The sequence below is a fragment of the Vibrio sp. 1-2 (7-a) genome (genome assembly GCF_013048515.1).
GTDB lineage: Bacteria > Pseudomonadota > Gammaproteobacteria > Enterobacterales > Vibrionaceae > Vibrio > Vibrio diabolicus.
The window spans coordinates 45239-62448 of record NZ_VHSQ01000010.1 but is presented as its reverse complement, the minus strand read 5'-3'; the positions used below and the strand labels follow the sequence as shown (position 1 = coordinate 62448).

Genomic DNA, 17210 nt, shown 5'->3' with positions numbered 1-17210 from the left:
GCGGTCTCTATTCAGTAAGGGGCTCTCGTAATTTTGTGAACTGAGCTTAACTCCAATATTTCGAATTAATATATGCTTAGGAGTAGCAAAATAACTCTCTATAATTCAAATAATTGCAAGGAGGATTGAGATGAGACTAGAACGCATCGAAATCTCCGGATTTAGAGGCATCAAACGCCTTTCACTCTCTTTTGACGAACTCACTACGCTCATCGGTGAGAACACGTGGGGCAAATCATCATTGCTCGATGCCCTTTCTATCGCGCTACCTGCTAATGGCTCATTATATCAATTCGAACTAAAAGATTTTCACGTTGATTACTCAATTTCTCATCCACAAACCCAACACTTGCAGATCATTGTTTGCTTTAAAGCACAAGACAAGAACGAAGTAAAAGCTGGGCGTTATCGACGGATAAAACCTGCATGGTGCACAAACGAAGATGGTGAGCAGGTCATTTACTATCGAATTAGTGCGTCTCGCGACGAGTATGATATTAAAACTGAATACGCATTTTTGGATCATAACGGTAAGCCGAAGAAACTGCACCACTCTGAGAAACTCGCGGTAGAGTTGATGACTCTTCACCCTGTTATCCGCCTACGAGACTCCCGACGCTTCCCAGATCTAAACCACGTCAACGGCGACAGCAAAAATGCTCGGATTGAAAAACGAATCAATAACACCTGTCGACGGCTATTGGCGATGCCTGGGCACGTAAACAAGGGTGAGATTCGCAGTAGTCTCGATTCAATGCAAACACTTGTCGAACACTATTTTGCGTTCCGCAGTGTCAGCAAAGGTAACCCACGAAAACCTCGTGATGGTCTTTTTTATACAAGCCCTTCCTCTGATAAAGGATTAAGTCAATTCCTTAAGGAAACAAATGATAAACAAAGCCGTTTGCTTTTAATGGGGCTTCTCAATGCTTACCTTCAAGCAAAAGGCCCTACCGATTTAAGACGCTGCGCAAGACCGATACTGATCATCGAGGACCCAGAAGGCCGACTACACCCAACTCATCTCGCTAGAGCGTGGTCATTATTGCAGTTGTTGCCAATGCAAAAGATTTTAACTACCAACAGCGGTACGTTACTTGGCTCGGTTCCACTTTATTCAATCCGGCGTTTGATTCGCTTGTCAGACCGAACCATTGCCAAGAGCTTAAACTCTGCCAAGTTTGGTAGAGATGAGTTACGCCGAATTGGTTTCCACATTCGTTTTCATCGCTCAGGGGCGTTGTTTGCACGGTGTTGGTTACTCGTAGAGGGCGAAACTGAAGTTTGGTTATTTCATGAACTGGCTCGTCAATGCGGATATGACTTAGCTGCGGAAGGAGTTCAAATCGTTGAATTTGCACAGTCAGGACTGAAGTCACTGATCAAAGTAGCAAAAGAGTTCGGTATCGACTGGCATGTTGTTACCGATGGTGACCCGGCAGGTAAAAAGTACGCGCATGCCGTGAGAGCGCAACTCGATCATGATCAGGAAAGGCATAGACTTACAGAGTTACCTGATCGAGACATCGAACATTTTCTATACAATCATGGGTTTGAACTTTTCTTTAAGGACATCATCAAAGTTCCTCATGATCACCCTATCCCAGCTAAAAAAGTCGTAAACCGTGTTTTGAAAAAGCATGCAAAACCGGACTTAGCTTTGGCCATTGTATCTCACTGTGAAGAGAGAGGTATGGAGTGCATTCCTGTACTTCTGCGTTGGACACTTAAGCGCGTTGTCACCATGGCAAACGGCAATACATGAGTTAGAGTATTTCACACTCACACCTTGCCTTGTAATACAAAAAAAGCACACCAAATTGGTGTGCTTGTATCAAACATCATTAATTTTGATTAAAGGTATTGAGAGGGATAAAACTCAATACACAGTGGATACAAATAAGATCGGGGGTTCACTACTGTGCTTGCTCAGCAAGCGTAGAAGAAGTAGTGCTTGATTTCGTATGCAACCAAAGTCCAGTCGCTTTCATTAGATAACCAAACACACCACCTAGCAGCAAAGATGGAATGACAAGTTGCCAGTTTCCATCAGCGGCAAATGTTGCGCAGGAACCAATAAAAGTGCCTGGAATGTACGCGAGCCAAGCCTGTTTCGCTTGAATACACATGAAAAATGCCACAATAGCGGTAATCACATAACCGATAATTTCCAAACCAACGTAAGTTGAACCGTGGATAATTACCATTGCCCAGAATACACCCGTCATATTAGTGATTAAGCTGATACCAAGTCCTTTCAATCCGCTAGTTGGCGCAGCAAAGTAGCTCGTGCAACCTAAAAAACCAGCCCAAGAAAGCAAACCTAAAGAAATGGCGATCCAACCCCATACGCCAGATAAAATTCCAGTAGTGATAGAGATAGCTAAAAGTGTCGTCATGGTAGTCGTACCTGCTTGGCTATTATCGTACCCATATGGCTCAATAACTGCCTTCATACATTGAAATCAAGGACACATGTTAGATACATCAGCCTTGTTTATCGGTGATAATGATCACAATAAGGTTATAACAATTTCATGACTTGCACTAAAAGTTTGACGCAACCGATAAATCAACAGATTTAGGGAATGAGTATTTCTAATACTCGGTAAAAAAGGATGTGTGTAGGACAGTTCCAATAGGTCACTCCAGCAAGCTTTAACGAGACTGGAAGCTAATATCGGCGTGCAGAATCATGGTTCACCAAGTGAGTGCATAAAAGCTCCTGAATCACACTTGTTCTTCGAAGTTCAGTATACTGTACATAGAAATATGCCACTCCCAATTAAGCAAGTGGCATTACTGTGCTTCTAGAGTTTATTGCGTGTATTGAGTAGTAACTTACAATACCGAAGGCTTACCTTTCATCATTCGCAGACCTTCTCGTTTAATGCAGTCGACTAGTGGGTTTTCTGCCATATCAGCTCGCCATATAAATGAAAGTGTCCTTTCCATTTTTAGCTCGGGCACATTTAACGCAACAAGATGACCCGCTTCTATATATCGCTCTACATCTAAATACGGTAAACAAGTAAGGTACTGGCCGTTAGCAACTAAGCTGCGTAACACCGGAACGTGCTCGTACTCTCGCCATACATCCAAATCTTCAATTAGATGATGAATAGAGCTATCAAATGTTTTTCGTGTGCCAGAGCCATGCTCTCTCAACACCCACTTCGCTTGTTCTAACTGCGCGAGGCTTACAGATTGATTGCGAGCAAAGGGATGATGAGAAGCAGCGACAACAGTAAGATGGTCTCGACACCAGACTTCTTGGTGCAAACGGTTATCGTCACAACGCCCCTCGATGATCCCTAAATCATATTTATAATCTAATACGCCATCAATAACCCCTTTTGTACTCTGCACACCAAGGGAAATACGCATTTCTGGAAAGTCATTATCAATGATACTGATAAGGTCTGGAACCAGATGCTCTGCCGGAGTTTGACTCGCGCCCATGCGAATCTCACCGCTTAACAAATGTTGCTCATAAAAGCCCATTTCAATCTGCAGTGCGTCTTGTAATAAGCGTTTTGCTTTTGGTCGTAACCACATACCCCAATGGGTTAACGCCATTTGCTTGCCTTGCCTCTCAAATAAAGGCCTGCCAAGCATTTTTTCTAATTGCGCAAGCGACATACTTGTCGCTGATTGTGTCAAAGCCAGTTTCTCTGCGGCCTGGCTTACACTGCCGGTATCTGCAACTGCGTCAAAAACCGCTAATTGCTTAAGTGAGTAGCGCAAAGTGTCCTCCATTATTGGTGAGTATTTTTCATACCCTCACAATCGTTAAAAACATGCCCCAATAAGCAATAGAGTTCATTTTACCTAGCCGCATAAAGTTATCAATTAATTTGATGAGGTTTCTAAATATTATCAATTTTACCTACCAAACCCTTCTCCTTATTCTGACTGTGCGGTTCGGGAACACCGCAAGCCTCAATGACTTTGAGACTGAAGTCATTGAGGCTTCTAAATAAAAACAACAATTTCATTTTTGAGTTAATAACCAAGGAATTTTTATGCGATTACAAATTAAGGAGTCAATATGGCGGTGACCAGCTCTCAAAATCACCAGTACTTTTCTCCAAAAGAAATGATGGCTGAAGCGGAAAAATTTGCGTTAAGTAAAGCAAACAAAACCAGCAGTATGACACTGAGTCTTGCCATCATGGCGGGCGCGTTCATTGGATTGGCGTTCTTGTTTTACATCACGGTGACTACTGGCAGCGCTGGCGCTGGTTGGGGCTTAAGCCGTCTTGCTGGCGGATTAGCATTTAGTATGGGCTTGATCCTTATCGTGATCTGCGGTGGTGAACTATTTACCAGCTCAGTTCTTTCCAGTATCTCATGGGCCAATAAGCAAATCTCGTTCGGAAAAATGCTTTCTATTTGGGGCAAGGTTTACGTTGGCAACTTCATTGGTGCGATGTTCCTACTTGCGCTAGTTACTGCAGCTGATCTTTATCAAATGGATAGCGGTCAATGGGGGTTAAATGCGCTTAACATCGCGCAGCACAAGCTTCATCACACTCTCATTCAGGCGTTTGCGCTCGGTATCCTTTGTAACCTATTGGTCTGCCTCGCGATTTGGTTAACGTTTAGCTCTGCAAATGCAATGACAAAAGCAGCAATGACAATCATGCCTGTGGCCATGTTTGTCAGCAGTGGCTTTGAACACTGTGTCGCGAACATGTTTATGGTTCCACTTGGCATTGTTATCGCGAACTTTGCACCTGAGTCTTTTTGGGCCTCCGTCGGTGTGCCCGCTTCACAGTACGCAGACTTAAATATTGGCCACTTTATTACCGCTAACTTAATTCCTGTCACGCTTGGCAACATCGTCGGCGGAGCGGTTTTAGTTGGTCTTGCAAACTGGTGTATTTTTCGCCGACCAGAACTAAAAGCAGCGAATATCTCTTCTATCACAACGACTACAACACTCTCGTCAGTTAAGGATTTCACCATGAAAAACGCATCTTTTGTTAAAGACATTATGAACCCAAAACCAGTTACCATCAGTGCAGAAACACCGATAGCAATCGCACTGGATGTGCTACTTGACAACAACGTAACTAGCGCACCTGTTGTAGACGTACAAAATCGATTGGTTGGTTTCTTCTCTGCTCACGATGTGATGGTAGAACTATGGTGTGAGGACTACATTCCGGTGAAAGACCAAAAAGTCGTCGACATCATGAGCCGCGATGTGGTCGCAATTGATGCTGGTGATCGTCTCGTTGATGTTGTCGAATTCCTATGTATCGATAAAGAGCAGTTGTACCCAACGAGCAGCATGGGCATCGCCACTCGCATGACGTCTTTATCTTTAGAAGAACGCGCAAAAAGCATCAAAGTGAGCAAGCCACAAGTACTTCCTGTACTTGAAAATGGCCAGATGGTCGGTGTTGTTACTCGTACTGAAGTATTAAAAGCACTACGCCCGATTTTTGGTGAGCGTTTAAACCTAGTAGAAAAAAACGAGTTGGAAACAGCGTAATTCATTAAACGCTTGCAACGTCTGTTGGCTTTCAATCGCTGGTACTAACTGGCTTGCCAAGGTTGTCGATTGCGATTGAGGTAATAAAAAAGCGCTCTTCCGTTGAAGAGCGCTTTTACTGTATCTAAAAGAAGTTCGTTACTTCTTAACGCCTTCGATATGAAGTTCCATATCAACATAGCTTGAAGCACCCATTACTGGGATATCAAAGTCAGCAAGCTCGAGGCGAGTGTTACCAACGAAGCCAGCGCGCTCACCACCCCATGGGTCACTACCTGCGCCAACAAATTCAGCTTCGATAGTAATAGGCTTAGTAACACCGTGTAGCGTTAGATCACCAGTTACATCTAGCTTGCCATTACCTTTATCAACCACTTTTGTGCTTTTAAAGGTCGCTTCGCTGTATTTGCCAGCATCAATGAAGTCACCACTACGAATGTGCTTGTCACGTTCAGCGTGGTTGGAGTCTAAGCTAGTTGTATCAACAACAACATTCACTTTTGAATCAGCAATGTTGTTCTCATCAAAAGAAAAGTCACCAGAAAATGTATTGAAACGACCTTTGATGAAGCTGTAACCCAAGTGGCTAACTTTAAAGTTAATTGAAGCGTGAGCACCTTTGGTATCGATGACATAATCTGCAGCTTGCGCACCAAATGGTAGTGCCATAGCGATAGCTAATCCTGTAGCGAAGAGTGACTTTTTCATTTTGAAGCTCCTAACATTTTTCTTAATGTGTTGTCTTTATCGATTAAGTGGTGTTTAAGCGCAGCAATAGCGTGCAAACCTGCTATCAGGATGACGGCCCAAGCTGCGTAGAAGTGAATTTCACCCGCTATGTCTGATTGTCCTGGGAATAACTCTCCCGCTCCTGGCACGGTAAACCAATTAAAAACTTCGATACCGCGTCCATCAGACGTTGAAATGAGGTAACCTGAAACAAAGATGGTGACCAATAGTAGGTACATAACACCATGCGCTGCTTTAGCAGCAAGCACTTCGTAAGGTTTGCCTTCTACCTTTGGTGACGCCGTAACATGTTTCCATACAATGCGTGCCAAAGTTAAAATAGCGAGTAAAATACCGACAGAGCGATGGTAATGTGGCGCAGTTCGATACCATTCGCTGTAATAGCTAAGGTCGACCATCCACAAACCCACTGCAAATAGACCAATAATGCACAGCGCAGATAACCAGTGCATCACGCGTGCAGTAAGGTTGTAATTCTTTACCAGTGTATCCATCTCAAGTTCCTAGATATATTCCTAAGTTAATGTTGAGCAAGAAACACTACATTAACCTATTTACGTCATATGAAACAGATTATTTACCATCATTTACATCCAGCCAATGGCACCGTATCTATCAAGTTGTTCGAATTTTTTGAAGGAACTTTAAATCGTTTATAAAACTGAAACTTACAGCTTAACTTCTTGTTCTATCTCATACAGCTCTTCGGACACTTCTAACATTCTACGTTCAACCAGTGATTTTGCATCTTCCCCCCCCTTGTTGTAATAAATTGGCCCTAGTTTTTCTGTAATGAAATCAATAAGAAATTCACTATCGAACTGGCCAATCTCAACATCTAGTTCGTCCTGCATATAATCTTGAATGGCGGTTGCCAGCGTTTCTTTTTGCGCACGTTCTAACTTTATCATCTTTGCCCTTTTTCAGAATTTTGTTCTATGTGTGCTTCTATCGTCTTGCTCTCTTAAAGAGTAGGCGCGATCATTTGTGAGAAATTTGGTGTTTAGATCAAGAAGTTGCCGAAGTAAATTAGTCTATTCTCAAAAGACTATGCTAACCTTTTGCAGTTCGTTTTGTTAATTATTAAGGGATATTCTTTGCTACTCGACCTAGTGATTCAAAGTGTTAATGATTTTCAAGACGACTGTCTTAAGCTGTGTGAAAAGCATTACCCTGCGGTACATAACCAAGGCATGAGTGAGCATCATCTTGGTCTCGCGTTTTCAAGACGAATGGAACACACTTTCCGTCACTTCGGATACAACAGCGTGGTAAAACCAATTGAAGTTTTAAATACGCCGGATCTGCCTCATCACTATCGTATTTCATCCGAAATAGGTACGGTTTGGGTCCTGAGCCACCATATGGTCAGTGCGGGAAAATCTTGTCGAGAGAACTTACTCTCATCAATTACGGAATGGCAAAGCGAATATGGTTATGCGCTGCAACCGAATGATCTACTCTTTTTAGTTTGTGATCATTGGATCAGTCGCAGCAAAACGAGCCGAGAGTTGCTTCATTGGTGGATGGGTGAACTGCCCGATCAGATCAACGAATACACGGAGCAAGGCATCACGCTGTACACCAGCGAATCGCAGCTCACGCAATCGTTAGACACTCGATTTGGCATTAGCCCTTGTTACATTAAGTTTGGTCATCCTTTGCGTCGCTCGAACAAACAACAGTTGGTCAGAAAATACTTACAACTGTATGCAGTACTACAATGGTAACATCAAATTGCAATAGGAAGATTGTCAGTCATTTCATCAATTTGTTTGATATCACTCGACAAATCTAATCATGTCTTACCATCGTTCTTGCTTGAGTTCATGAGCCCACTTAGATTCACTGCCAATGAAATAAAAAGTTAGCGCGATAGCGCTGATGTAGAAGCATTGACTTAGGTTGTTATAACAATGATGAGCACCTCGCAACTCCTTAGTTGCATCCGCAAACAAGCCGACGGGCAATACATTGCGAAATACACAAAGCTCACTCTTCGAAGTGTCTTTCAACCTATATATAAAAAAGATATTTCTATCGTTGGACTTGAGGCACTAGTAAGAATTACCAATGCTAATGGTACCATGATCAGGCCAGATCAGTTTTTCCAATCAAAAACCATTGCCGCTCAAGACCTACTCAATGTCGAACGCTTAAGTCGCCTAATTCATATCAAAAACTTTGCCCAATCTCACTTTCACAATAAACAACTGTTTCTTAATGTATTACCAGAAGCAGCAAAAATACTAGCCAGAGACATCACGTACAATAGGCTGCTAAAACAAACCATTTATCAATCTCATTTAGTAAATGAACAAATCGTCATGGAGTTGCTTGAGTTGAACGTAGAAGACGAGTCCTCTTTGTCGCAAGCAGCTCGTGAATTAAGCCAAGGCGGGTTTAAATTGGCGATCGACGATTATGGCGTCAATGCATCGACAATTGAACGAGTGAAAGGCGTTCGTCCGGACATAATAAAAATGGATCGCTCGTTAATGCTGAGATACGAAAATGGTGACTGGAAAGCTCTAGTCGATGCATTATCACTAGCAAGAACGTTGCATTCTAAAACCGTTATCGAAGGAATTGAAACCGAGCATCAACTTAACTTAATGAAAAAACTCGGTTTCGATATGTATCAAGGATACCTACTCGCTATCCCGCAAACGTTAGACGTTTATGAAGAGGCAAAAACAGCCTGACTATGTAAGAACAAAAGTTTGTGCGGTTTAGCGAGAGTTACGTGATTTACCACGGTTCTTATGAATCGCTAATTTTGCTTTTAGCTTACGCTTCTCTGATGAACGGCTTCGACGGCGTCCACTACCATTTTTCTCAGGCTCGACTTCTTCTATAAGGCTTGGCTCGAAGCCTGCCAACCATTCTTGCGGTAGGCGTTGATCAAGCAAATTCTCGATAGCGTGCAATAAATATTCTTCATCCCGACTCATTAGAGACACAGCTAACCCCGACTTTCCTGCACGGCCAGTACGGCCTATACGGTGGACATAATCTTCGGCTTTAAATGGCATATCAAAGTTCACCACTTGCTCTAACTCTTGAATATCCAGTCCTCGTGCTGCTACATCTGTCGCAATCAACGCACGCACCTTACCTTGTTTGAACTCATCCAACGCTCTTTGACGCGCACCCTGTGACTTATCCCCGTTAATTGAAACCGCTTTTATGCCATCTAACTTAAGCTCTTTTGCTAGCTCATCGCTACCTTGCTTAGTTTTTGTAAATACAAGCACTTGCTGCCAATTGCGCGAGCCAATCAAGTACGCCAATAATTCACGTTTACGCTTTTTGTCTACCGGATAAACCATCTGTTTTACCGTTTCTGCCGTCGTGTTTGCTGGTGACACTTCAACTTCAACCGGCGATTCCATGAGTTTGTACGCAATAGTCTTGATTCGCTTTTCAAATGTCGCAGAGAACAACAGGATCTGTTTTTCGGCGGGTAAACGTCGGAAGATGCGTTGCAAGTCAGGCCAGAATCCCATATCTAACATACGGTCGGCTTCGTCTAGAACGAGCATACTGGTTTTGGAGATGTTTACGTTGCCATTAAACAGATGATCCAAAAGGCGGCCTGGTGTTGCAATCAAAATATCAACGCCCTCTTCTAACTTCCTCTTTTGTACGCCAATGCTTGTACCACCATAAACACACACAATGCGAAGTTCGGTTTGTGCAGAGTACTGATTCAAATTATCAAATACCTGCTGCGCAAGCTCGCGTGTTGGAACCAAAACCAATGCTTGAGGCGTACCGTTGAGTTTCTTTTGCTGAACGGTTTGTATAATAGGTAAACCAAACGCAGCTGTTTTCCCCGTACCAGTTTGTGCAGCAGCAAGTAAGTTCTTTCCTTCAAGGACATGTGGAATAGACTTTTCTTGCACTGGTGTTGGTGTCACGATATTTAGATTGCTTAGCGTCTCGATTAGCTTTTGTTCAATGCCTAAGTCAGCAAAATTAACAGACATGTGTAACCTCATTATTTTTGGAGCGCAGAGTTTACCAGAGCCCCAATAGCCATACTACTTTTCTATCTCATTGGGCTGAATCAATAAGATGTTGCTGAAAATCATACGACTGGCGTAAAACGTCTCGATAGAGTGTCGAGAACTTCTCTTCCAATTCTGTGTAATCACTCTCAATCACTTTAAATGTTGTAGTAAGGTCAGCCATTCTCGGGCTTCTTTGCGACATTCGATGTAATGCAAATTCGATATTATCCAGGTCTTGGTATGACTGAAGCCATCGACCGTGCCACATCCGGCTGTGGAGCACCAAAAAACGCGATGGCAAATGTTCATCAACGTCACGGTTTACTCGCTCGTATGCCGAGTCGACAAAGTGTTCGAGAGATACGGCATAAAAGTCGTTCCAGTGTTTTGCGAGACAATGGTCCCAGAACATATCGAGAGCGATAGGGGCAAAGCGCCGCGCAGTACCTTTGAAGTGAGGTTTGCATTCGTTAACAATAGGATGGTGATCGGTAATGCGGTCAACAAATCTATGTAATTTAATGCCGTTCGAGATATCACGTTCATACAGCTTGCTTGGATCTCCTTTTACGAAGTCTCCAAGCAAGTTCCCCAATAAATGGCTGTTACAGTGGTCTGCGATATGCAGGTGGGCTAGAAAGTTCATCCGACGCCAGTTTTGGCCTTTAAGGCTTGGTGTGACATGAACCTAGTATAACGTCTATTACGACGAGATGAGAGTGTTCCGCTATTCGGCTTCGTTGTCTGAGCCAACGTATTCCGACAAGATAATGCCAATTTCAAGCGCATCTAGCAGCTCTAGGCTCTCATCGTTTTGGTATTGGTCGCTCATTGTGACCTCCTTTATTTTAAGCTCTCTTGCTTGTACTTGCTGACGGCTTGGCCTTGCCATATCCACGTCAACAACTCCTTTTTATAGTCTTTATATGACACATTCATGACAGCGAGAAGTAAAGATTTAAAAACCTATGAGCAGAATCAAAAGTAAACGTTTGCAACCAGATTTCATATCTACTTAGCACTTCAGAGAAATAGCTCTTTTATCAATATTTATGTCAATTTAAAGATATAACATACCGTTATAGGCGTCCTTAGATCTCATTTCTTAAACTAAATTTAGTTTTCGTTACATATTTTGCTGATTAACTTCGCATATTTTGTTTCGATATAGCAATAGATTTGGTCAATATCTTTTATCTCTAATGGAGCTTTAAATGAGAGAAGTTGAGTTTAGAACGATAGACAGGCTGTTTATCAAGATGTCTATCAACGACAAAATGTGGGTTATATTCCTGCTGTTTTTAGTAGCCCTCACTTCTGTGGCTGGAAGCCGCTACTTCAATGAAATACAACAATTTAAACAACAAGCGATTTCTGCTAGCGAAGCGAAACTTTCTGGTATTGTTGACGCTCAACCAGGTCATGTTCCACAAATTGACGGCGTATCGAAATCAAGTCGCGTAAGCGAGAGCTCTTTTGTTGATGGCTCTGTCACCGCTTATGCAAAGTTGCATTCTGGCGAAGTGATTAAGTTGACTCAAAACGTATCCGCGCAATACGAATCTGCAAAGTCGTCAGCCTTAACCTCTCTGTTACTCAGCTTTTTATGGGTTGTTCCTTTTGCCCTTTTCTCTTACTGGGTTGCGACCTTTATAGGAGGCGCCCTGTGGGTTTTATATACGACAACCGAAAAAATTGGTGAAGGTGATTTAACCTCTCGCCTTGGTTTTCATCCTGGCCGAGACGAGTTTGGCACCATTGGTTGCGCGTTAGATAAATCTATGGACACCTTAAGTGAACTGGTTAACAGTGTGAAAAATAATGCGGCTACATTGAGTGAGACATCTTCTGCATTCGAAAAAGATATGCAGTTGAGCGAAACGCAGATATCTCATCAATATCAAACACTCGATTCCGTCGCGACAGCAATGGAAGAAATGACAGCCTCTGCAAAAGAAGTATCCAGCATTTCCCAACAAGCGACGATGCAATCCGATCAGGACGCTCAAAAGATCGAGCTAAGCAGAAATCGCGTGCAAAATGTGATTGGAGAAATTGAGACGTTATCCAGCTATATTGAACAGGCTTCCACGTCAGTAACCAACTTAAATGAGAACACGACGCAGATTAATGACGTTATTACAACGATCAATGCCATTTCAGAACAAACCAACCTATTGGCTCTGAATGCGGCAATTGAAGCGGCACGCGCCGGGGAACAAGGTCGTGGATTTGCTGTGGTTGCTGATGAGGTGCGTACATTGGCAAGCCGAACTCAACAGGCAACAGTAGAAATTCAAGCCATGATTGAGAAACTACAAGCCGAAAGCCAGAACATTGCTTCAATCACTGATCGAACCGTTCAACAAGCGCAAACCAGTAGCCAGCTTATTGATGAAATTGGTCATGATGTGAGGTCCATTGCTGAATCCGCACGCTCATTGATGGACATGAGTATCCAAATTTCCACCTCAGCAGAAGAACAAAGCGCAGTCGCCAACGATATTGCATCTGAGCTTTCAGAAATTCGCAGCCAGTCGAGCACAATCAGAGAAGTTGCAGAGCAATCTACCGTAGGGGTAGCTAATCTCACTCAGGCGTCAGTGTCTCTTGGTGAGGTATTACAACGCTACCGCACAGCATAACTTTGCAGCATTTATGATCAACAAGGGCTCCTCAGGAGCCCTTTTCTTTAAACCGTTTTCAGCCGTTATCGTCGATATTTTCTACTACACACAAGTGGATATTTGAAGTGAATCTCAAGTTCTCGCTGTACCTGATGAAATAATGTTCATAAACAAAGCGTTCCGCTATGCTTAATCCTGCCAATTCCAATTTGCTGCTGGAAAACAATATGAATAATTACAAAGATACAAAAGACATCGAAAACCTAAGTTGCCCTCTCTGCCAGGGGGATGAATATCTCATTTCATCGGATGGAGAGAAATTCACATGCGCTGCTTGCGGATTTCATACAAAAAGCTTCTCATCCATCCAATGCCTACATCAAACCCCTTACCTACAATCCAAACTTAAACATATCCATAGCTTAAGTACGGTGTGCCATTAAGAGATTAAACAGAGCAGCTAAATAGCTGCTCTTTTAATTCATCTAAATGTTGAATGCGAATTACGCGCTCATCATCAACACGATTGATTGCCTCACCATTAAATAGCTGTACGGTTTTAATGCCAGCGTTTAATCCCGCTTCTACGCCTTTAGGTGTGTCATCAATATAAAGACAGTCGCTCGGTAAAAAGCCCATGCTCATTGCACTGTACATAATTAAGTCAGGTTCAGGCTTCCAACTATTCGCATCGAATGCAGAGAACACTTTCCCCTGGAAAGCATCGAGCAATCCTGTTAACTCCAATGCGTATTCTATTTTATCTTTCGGCCCATTGGACGCGACACAATATTCGATATTATGCGAATCTAAAAACTGAATTAATCGCTTTGCACCATCCATCGGCTGTAAGTGGCGAACAAAAAGAGACTGGACTTCTTCACGGTATTGCGGCTCTAAGACATCAATAGGGACTTTGATATCTTTCAGCTCTTTAGTATCTAAAAGGATGTCAGCGAGCTTTCCTCCTTTAAAATGAGAAACGCACTCTTCCATCGTTAATTCTGCGCCATGCAGGTTAAATACATTGACGAGAGCTTGGCAACACAATCGTTCACTATCGACCAACGTACCATCACAATCAAATATCACGCACTTAATATTGGTAATTGCCATAGCCATCTCCAGACATCTTAAAGGCTAATGCCCTAGCTGATTTTAAAAATGTTGGCTTAATCTTATTTAAGTTTGGGATTGTTGAAACGACGAGCTTGGCATTTCATGGAAATAGAGGGGAGCAATTACAGTTTTTCTAAGCAAGATCACCTATCGTCATCTTGCTTTGCTTTTTATGCATTTGAGTGCGCAAATTAGCTTTCAATAATCACCGAATCTAAAAGCTTGTGTTCGGTACTTAGTCTTTTAGCAAGATCCGCCACAAACGAACTCTTGTATTTTGATTCAGAAACCGCGACATCAGAGATAAGCGTGTTTCCTTCAAGGTGGCTAATAATAGCGGCAGCAATTGGAGCTCCAGATTTAAAACCAACATATAATTCAAAATCTGGCGTTAGAATTATCTGAGTGAGATATTCCACAATCATATCTTTATCGTACTGTTGATCCCAACGCTGAGACTGCAGGACAGAAAACATGATAGTAAGTCGGTGAAAATCGACCAGAAAAATATCGTCAGAGCTAAATTCAGAATTACTCTCAAGTAGCGTGTCTTTGTCGACCACTTGATAGGTCGCTTGTTCTAGTGCTTTGAAATAGACATCACGCCCTTTCAGACTCTCTGGTGTTGGAAATTCAACTTCAACCAGATCATACAGCCATGTATTTTTACGCTCGATACTGGCTAACTGTTGTTCATTCATTTTGATACCTTAGTTGCAAAACGAAATGTGCAAAGTGTTTCATTCTCACATAGAGTGAAGCTTAGACAGAGCGACAAGCGATATAAAGTCATATTGGGAGAAAGTATGGTCACTCTAACTCATCATTTCGTTTAGAGCAGTACATTAGCATGAAGCCCACAACAAACCTAGCGTACGTAGACCTTTCCTTGGCTAAATTTTGTTTTAGTTGCAAACCTCTGATAGATTTCATCAATATCTTTCCTAGTTAAGGACAAAAATAATGAAAAAGATGCTGTTAAGTGCATTGCTTGCTACTACGCTGGTTGGTTGTTCAGATAACGATGTTGCTGATGTAGGACTCGGTTGGTTTACTTTGAAAGACATCAAAGTAGGTGAATTAAAAGACGAGGTAGTCACGGGGGTTACGTGTCACATCGCTTCTATCGAAGCCGATTTTAGCTTGGCGGATCCAAGTGATAGCTCAATATCATGTCGTCAGACTGGCGAAATCACACCGGAAATGATTGCAAAAATAGATAAAAGCAAGTCTGGCGAAATTGTATTTAAGAAGTCAAAAAGTATTTTCTTCAAAACAATGAAGGTTCGCCGAATTTATGATGCAGACAACCAAACCTTACTCTACCTGTCTTACACAACAAAAGAGACAGACGGTAGCTTTAAGCATAGCCTATCGACAGTTCCACTTTGGGGTACCAAGGCTTACGTTGAGCCAACTGAAGTGAAAAAGTAACGCGGCTAAATTTGGATAGCTCCAAGCTCGTTGTTAAAGAGAATAACCGCTCAACAATCTGAAAAGAGACCAATTGTAGTAATATAAGCATCAGCAATTTAGGCTATCTTGGTCGCAATTTCTCCAGCTCGCTGATTTTTTCAGCGGGCAAACTTCTTTGTAATAAAACGCCACGATTTTCATTTTTTTGTGATACAATCCCGCCTCTTTTTTTTCTCACTCAAGAACAAGCATGAAGTTTCCTGGTCAGCGTAAATCTAAACACTACTTCCCAACTCACGCTCGAGATCCATTAGTAAACCAAATCCGACAAGCGCCTAAGCTATATCGCCCAACTATCGTTGGTGTCGGTCAAACCATCGTAGATATCGAAGCGCGTGTAGATGATGCGTTTTTAGAAAAATACAACCTAAGTAAAGGACATTCACTCGTTCTTGAAGAAAGCAAAGCAGATGCACTTTACGAAGAACTGGTTGAGCAAGGCCTGATCACACACCAATACCCAGGTGACACGATTGGCAACACTCTGCACAATTACTCAGTATTGGCGGATAGCAAATCCGTTTTGCTCGGTGTGATGTCCAAGAACATTCAAGTTGGTTCTTTTGCTTACCGTTACCTTTGCCGCACGTCTTCACGCATGAACCTCAACCACCTACAAACGGTAGATGGTCCTATTGGTCGTTGTTATACCCTGATTTCTCAAGATGGCGAACGCACATTTGCTATCAATGAAGGTCACATGAACCAACTACTTCCGGAAAGCATTCCTGAAGAGATCTTTGAGAAAGCATCAGCTCTGGTTGTTTCTTCTTACCTAATGCGCGGTAAAGAAGAGGATCCAATGCCGAAAGCGGTACAAAAAGCGATCGACTTTGCCAAGAAGCACGATGTCCCTGTTGTACTGACTTTAGGCACAAAGTACGTTATCGAAGGTAACGCGCAATGGTGGCAAGAGTACATTCGCGAGAACATATCTGTTGTTGCAATGAATGAAGAAGAAGGCGCCGCATTAACAGGCGAGACAGAGCCGCTTGCGGCTGCTGATAAAGCACTTGAGTGGGTCGATCTTGTTCTATGTACTGCAGGGCCAAATGGCCTATACATGGCAGGTTACACCGACGAAAAAGTAAAACGAGAAACCACACACGACATTCTTGAAGGTTCAATTGAAGCCTTTAACCAATACGAATTTAGTCGTGCGATGCGTAAAGGAGATTGTGAGAAGCCAATGAAGGTATACTCTTACATTGGTCCTTACCTGGGTGGTCCACTAGAGATTAAGAACACCAACGGCGCAGGTGATGCGGCGCTTTCTGCTTTACTGCATGATATGGCTGCAAACTCTTTCCATCAAAAAGAAGTGCCTAACTCAGAAAAGCACGAAGTACGCTGTTTGACTTACTCATCACTTTCTCAGATCTGTAAATATGCAAACCGAGTAAGCTATGAAGTGTTGACGCAACACTCTCCTCGCCTATCGCGAGCACTTCCTGAACGAGAAGATAGCTTAGAAGAAACTTACTGGGATCGTTAAGATCACAGCTTTAAAGCTAAAAATACATCAAGGTCACCATTTGGTGGCCTTTTTGTTTTGATCTGGCGCAGTAAATAGTAGATTTTGTTAGTATGTAGCACAGTATAGAGCAGTAAACTCTTTACATACCGAATCGAAACCGTACTATCACCGAGCAAACGTTTGCCCAACAATAATACTTGCTCCAACTCAGATTGTTTTTCAACACTACCTGCGAGTCACTT

General features: G+C 42.6%; 16 protein-coding genes. 7 read left to right on the top strand and 9 right to left on the bottom strand.

Annotated elements, in window-relative coordinates; translation table 11 throughout:
* The first annotated feature begins 130 nt into the window (after window positions 1–130).
* Window positions 131–1765, top strand: coding sequence for an ATP-dependent endonuclease (locus FKN08_RS19085; protein WP_012842315.1), 1635 nt, complete (start codon window positions 131–133; stop codon window positions 1763–1765).
* 151 nt (window positions 1766–1916) lie between these two features.
* Here FKN08_RS19085 and FKN08_RS19080 read toward each other — a convergent pair whose 3' ends face one another.
* Together FKN08_RS19080 and FKN08_RS19075 are read right to left on the bottom strand one after the other, a co-directional pair.
* Complete coding sequence (locus FKN08_RS19080) at window positions 1917–2399, bottom strand: DUF1097 domain-containing protein (RefSeq protein WP_005395520.1); 483 nt, start codon at window positions 2397–2399, stop codon at window positions 1917–1919.
* Window positions 2400–2841: 442 nt separating this feature from the next.
* Window positions 2842–3747 (bottom strand): LysR substrate-binding domain-containing protein, encoded by a 906-nt coding sequence (locus FKN08_RS19075; RefSeq protein WP_005395522.1) that lies wholly within the window; start codon window positions 3745–3747, stop codon window positions 2842–2844.
* Between the two features lie 304 nt (window positions 3748–4051).
* On the opposite strand from FKN08_RS19075, the gene focA reads away from it, so the two are divergent.
* Window positions 4052–5503 (top strand): formate transporter FocA, encoded by a 1452-nt coding sequence (focA, locus tag FKN08_RS19070; RefSeq protein ID WP_170892707.1) that lies wholly within the window; start codon window positions 4052–4054, stop codon window positions 5501–5503.
* A gap of 138 nt (window positions 5504–5641) precedes the next feature.
* Here the strand turns inward: focA and FKN08_RS19065 are convergent, their stop codons facing one another.
* From FKN08_RS19065 to FKN08_RS19055, 3 genes are all read right to left on the bottom strand, one after another.
* The gene (locus FKN08_RS19065; protein WP_005395526.1) at window positions 5642–6211 is read right to left on the bottom strand and encodes a YceI family protein; all 570 of its coding nucleotides are present in this window, start codon (window positions 6209–6211) and stop codon (window positions 5642–5644) included.
* Entirely contained in the window at window positions 6208–6747 is a 540-nt protein-coding gene (locus tag FKN08_RS19060) for a cytochrome b (protein WP_170892706.1), read from the bottom strand. The genes FKN08_RS19065 and FKN08_RS19060 overlap by 4 nt, the downstream gene beginning before the upstream one ends.
* A gap of 174 nt (window positions 6748–6921) precedes the next feature.
* Window positions 6922–7164, bottom strand: a complete 243-nt coding sequence (locus tag FKN08_RS19055) for a DUF2164 domain-containing protein (RefSeq protein ID WP_170892705.1) — start codon at window positions 7162–7164, stop codon at window positions 6922–6924.
* 186 nt (window positions 7165–7350) lie between these two features.
* Between FKN08_RS19055 and FKN08_RS19050 the strand changes: the two genes are divergently transcribed.
* Window positions 7351–7983 (top strand): hypothetical protein, encoded by a 633-nt coding sequence (locus FKN08_RS19050; protein ID WP_005395531.1) that lies wholly within the window; start codon window positions 7351–7353, stop codon window positions 7981–7983.
* Window positions 7984–8169: 186 nt separating this feature from the next.
* Complete coding sequence (locus FKN08_RS19045) at window positions 8170–8958, top strand: EAL domain-containing protein (protein ID WP_124007872.1); 789 nt, start codon at window positions 8170–8172, stop codon at window positions 8956–8958.
* A 27-nt stretch (window positions 8959–8985) separates the two neighbouring features.
* On the opposite strand, the gene FKN08_RS19040 is transcribed toward FKN08_RS19045, so the two are convergent.
* Window positions 8986–10245 (bottom strand): DEAD/DEAH box helicase, encoded by a 1260-nt coding sequence (locus FKN08_RS19040; protein WP_170892704.1) that lies wholly within the window; start codon window positions 10243–10245, stop codon window positions 8986–8988.
* 67 nt (window positions 10246–10312) lie between these two features.
* Window positions 10313–10915 carry an ACP phosphodiesterase gene (locus tag FKN08_RS19035; protein WP_170892703.1) on the bottom strand — a complete coding sequence of 201 codons (603 nt, stop codon included), beginning with the start codon at window positions 10913–10915 and terminating at the stop codon, window positions 10313–10315.
* Between the two features lie 568 nt (window positions 10916–11483).
* Here FKN08_RS19035 and FKN08_RS19030 point away from each other — a divergent pair.
* Window positions 11484–12914, top strand: coding sequence for a methyl-accepting chemotaxis protein (locus tag FKN08_RS19030; RefSeq protein WP_170892702.1), 1431 nt, complete (start codon window positions 11484–11486; stop codon window positions 12912–12914).
* A 429-nt stretch (window positions 12915–13343) separates the two neighbouring features.
* On the opposite strand, the gene FKN08_RS19025 is transcribed toward FKN08_RS19030, so the two are convergent.
* Together FKN08_RS19025 and FKN08_RS19020 are read right to left on the bottom strand one after the other, a co-directional pair.
* Window positions 13344–14012, bottom strand: coding sequence for an HAD-IA family hydrolase (locus FKN08_RS19025; protein ID WP_005397612.1), 669 nt, complete (start codon window positions 14010–14012; stop codon window positions 13344–13346).
* A 194-nt stretch (window positions 14013–14206) separates the two neighbouring features.
* Entirely contained in the window at window positions 14207–14716 is a 510-nt protein-coding gene (locus FKN08_RS19020) for a flavodoxin (RefSeq protein WP_170892701.1), read from the bottom strand.
* A 262-nt stretch (window positions 14717–14978) separates the two neighbouring features.
* On the opposite strand from FKN08_RS19020, the gene FKN08_RS19015 reads away from it, so the two are divergent.
* Window positions 14979–15449 (top strand): CreA family protein, encoded by a 471-nt coding sequence (locus tag FKN08_RS19015; RefSeq protein WP_005397614.1) that lies wholly within the window; start codon window positions 14979–14981, stop codon window positions 15447–15449.
* 232 nt (window positions 15450–15681) lie between these two features.
* Window positions 15682–16986, top strand: a complete 1305-nt coding sequence (locus FKN08_RS19010) for an inosine/guanosine kinase (RefSeq protein WP_005397615.1) — start codon at window positions 15682–15684, stop codon at window positions 16984–16986.
* The last annotated feature ends 224 nt before the right edge of the window (window positions 16987–17210 follow it).

What these genes read in the sequence shown, in the direction of transcription:
- FKN08_RS19085 (WP_012842315.1), top strand. Translation starts at nt 131, where the DNA reads ATGAGACTAGAACGCATCGAAATCTCCGGATTTAGAGGCATCAAACGC.
- FKN08_RS19080 (WP_005395520.1), bottom strand. Translation starts at nt 2,399, where the DNA reads ATGACGACACTTTTAGCTATCTCTATCACTACTGGAATTTTATCTGGC.
- focA (WP_170892707.1), top strand. Translation starts at nt 4,052, where the DNA reads ATGGCGGTGACCAGCTCTCAAAATCACCAGTACTTTTCTCCAAAAGAA.
- FKN08_RS19065 (WP_005395526.1), bottom strand. Translation starts at nt 6,211, where the DNA reads ATGAAAAAGTCACTCTTCGCTACAGGATTAGCTATCGCTATGGCACTA.
- FKN08_RS19060 (WP_170892706.1), bottom strand. Translation starts at nt 6,747, where the DNA reads ATGGATACACTGGTAAAGAATTACAACCTTACTGCACGCGTGATGCAC.
- FKN08_RS19055 (WP_170892705.1), bottom strand. Translation starts at nt 7,164, where the DNA reads ATGATAAAGTTAGAACGTGCGCAAAAAGAAACGCTGGCAACCGCCATT.
- FKN08_RS19045 (WP_124007872.1), top strand. Translation starts at nt 8,170, where the DNA reads ATGATGAGCACCTCGCAACTCCTTAGTTGCATCCGCAAACAAGCCGAC.
- FKN08_RS19040 (WP_170892704.1), bottom strand. Translation starts at nt 10,245, where the DNA reads ATGTCTGTTAATTTTGCTGACTTAGGCATTGAACAAAAGCTAATCGAG.
- FKN08_RS19035 (WP_170892703.1), bottom strand. Translation starts at nt 10,915, where the DNA reads ATGAACTTTCTAGCCCACCTGCATATCGCAGACCACTGTAACAGCCAT.
- FKN08_RS19030 (WP_170892702.1), top strand. Translation starts at nt 11,484, where the DNA reads ATGAGAGAAGTTGAGTTTAGAACGATAGACAGGCTGTTTATCAAGATG.
- FKN08_RS19025 (WP_005397612.1), bottom strand. Translation starts at nt 14,012, where the DNA reads ATGGCAATTACCAATATTAAGTGCGTGATATTTGATTGTGATGGTACG.
- FKN08_RS19020 (WP_170892701.1), bottom strand. Translation starts at nt 14,716, where the DNA reads ATGAATGAACAACAGTTAGCCAGTATCGAGCGTAAAAATACATGGCTG.
- FKN08_RS19015 (WP_005397614.1), top strand. Translation starts at nt 14,979, where the DNA reads ATGAAAAAGATGCTGTTAAGTGCATTGCTTGCTACTACGCTGGTTGGT.
- FKN08_RS19010 (WP_005397615.1), top strand. Translation starts at nt 15,682, where the DNA reads ATGAAGTTTCCTGGTCAGCGTAAATCTAAACACTACTTCCCAACTCAC.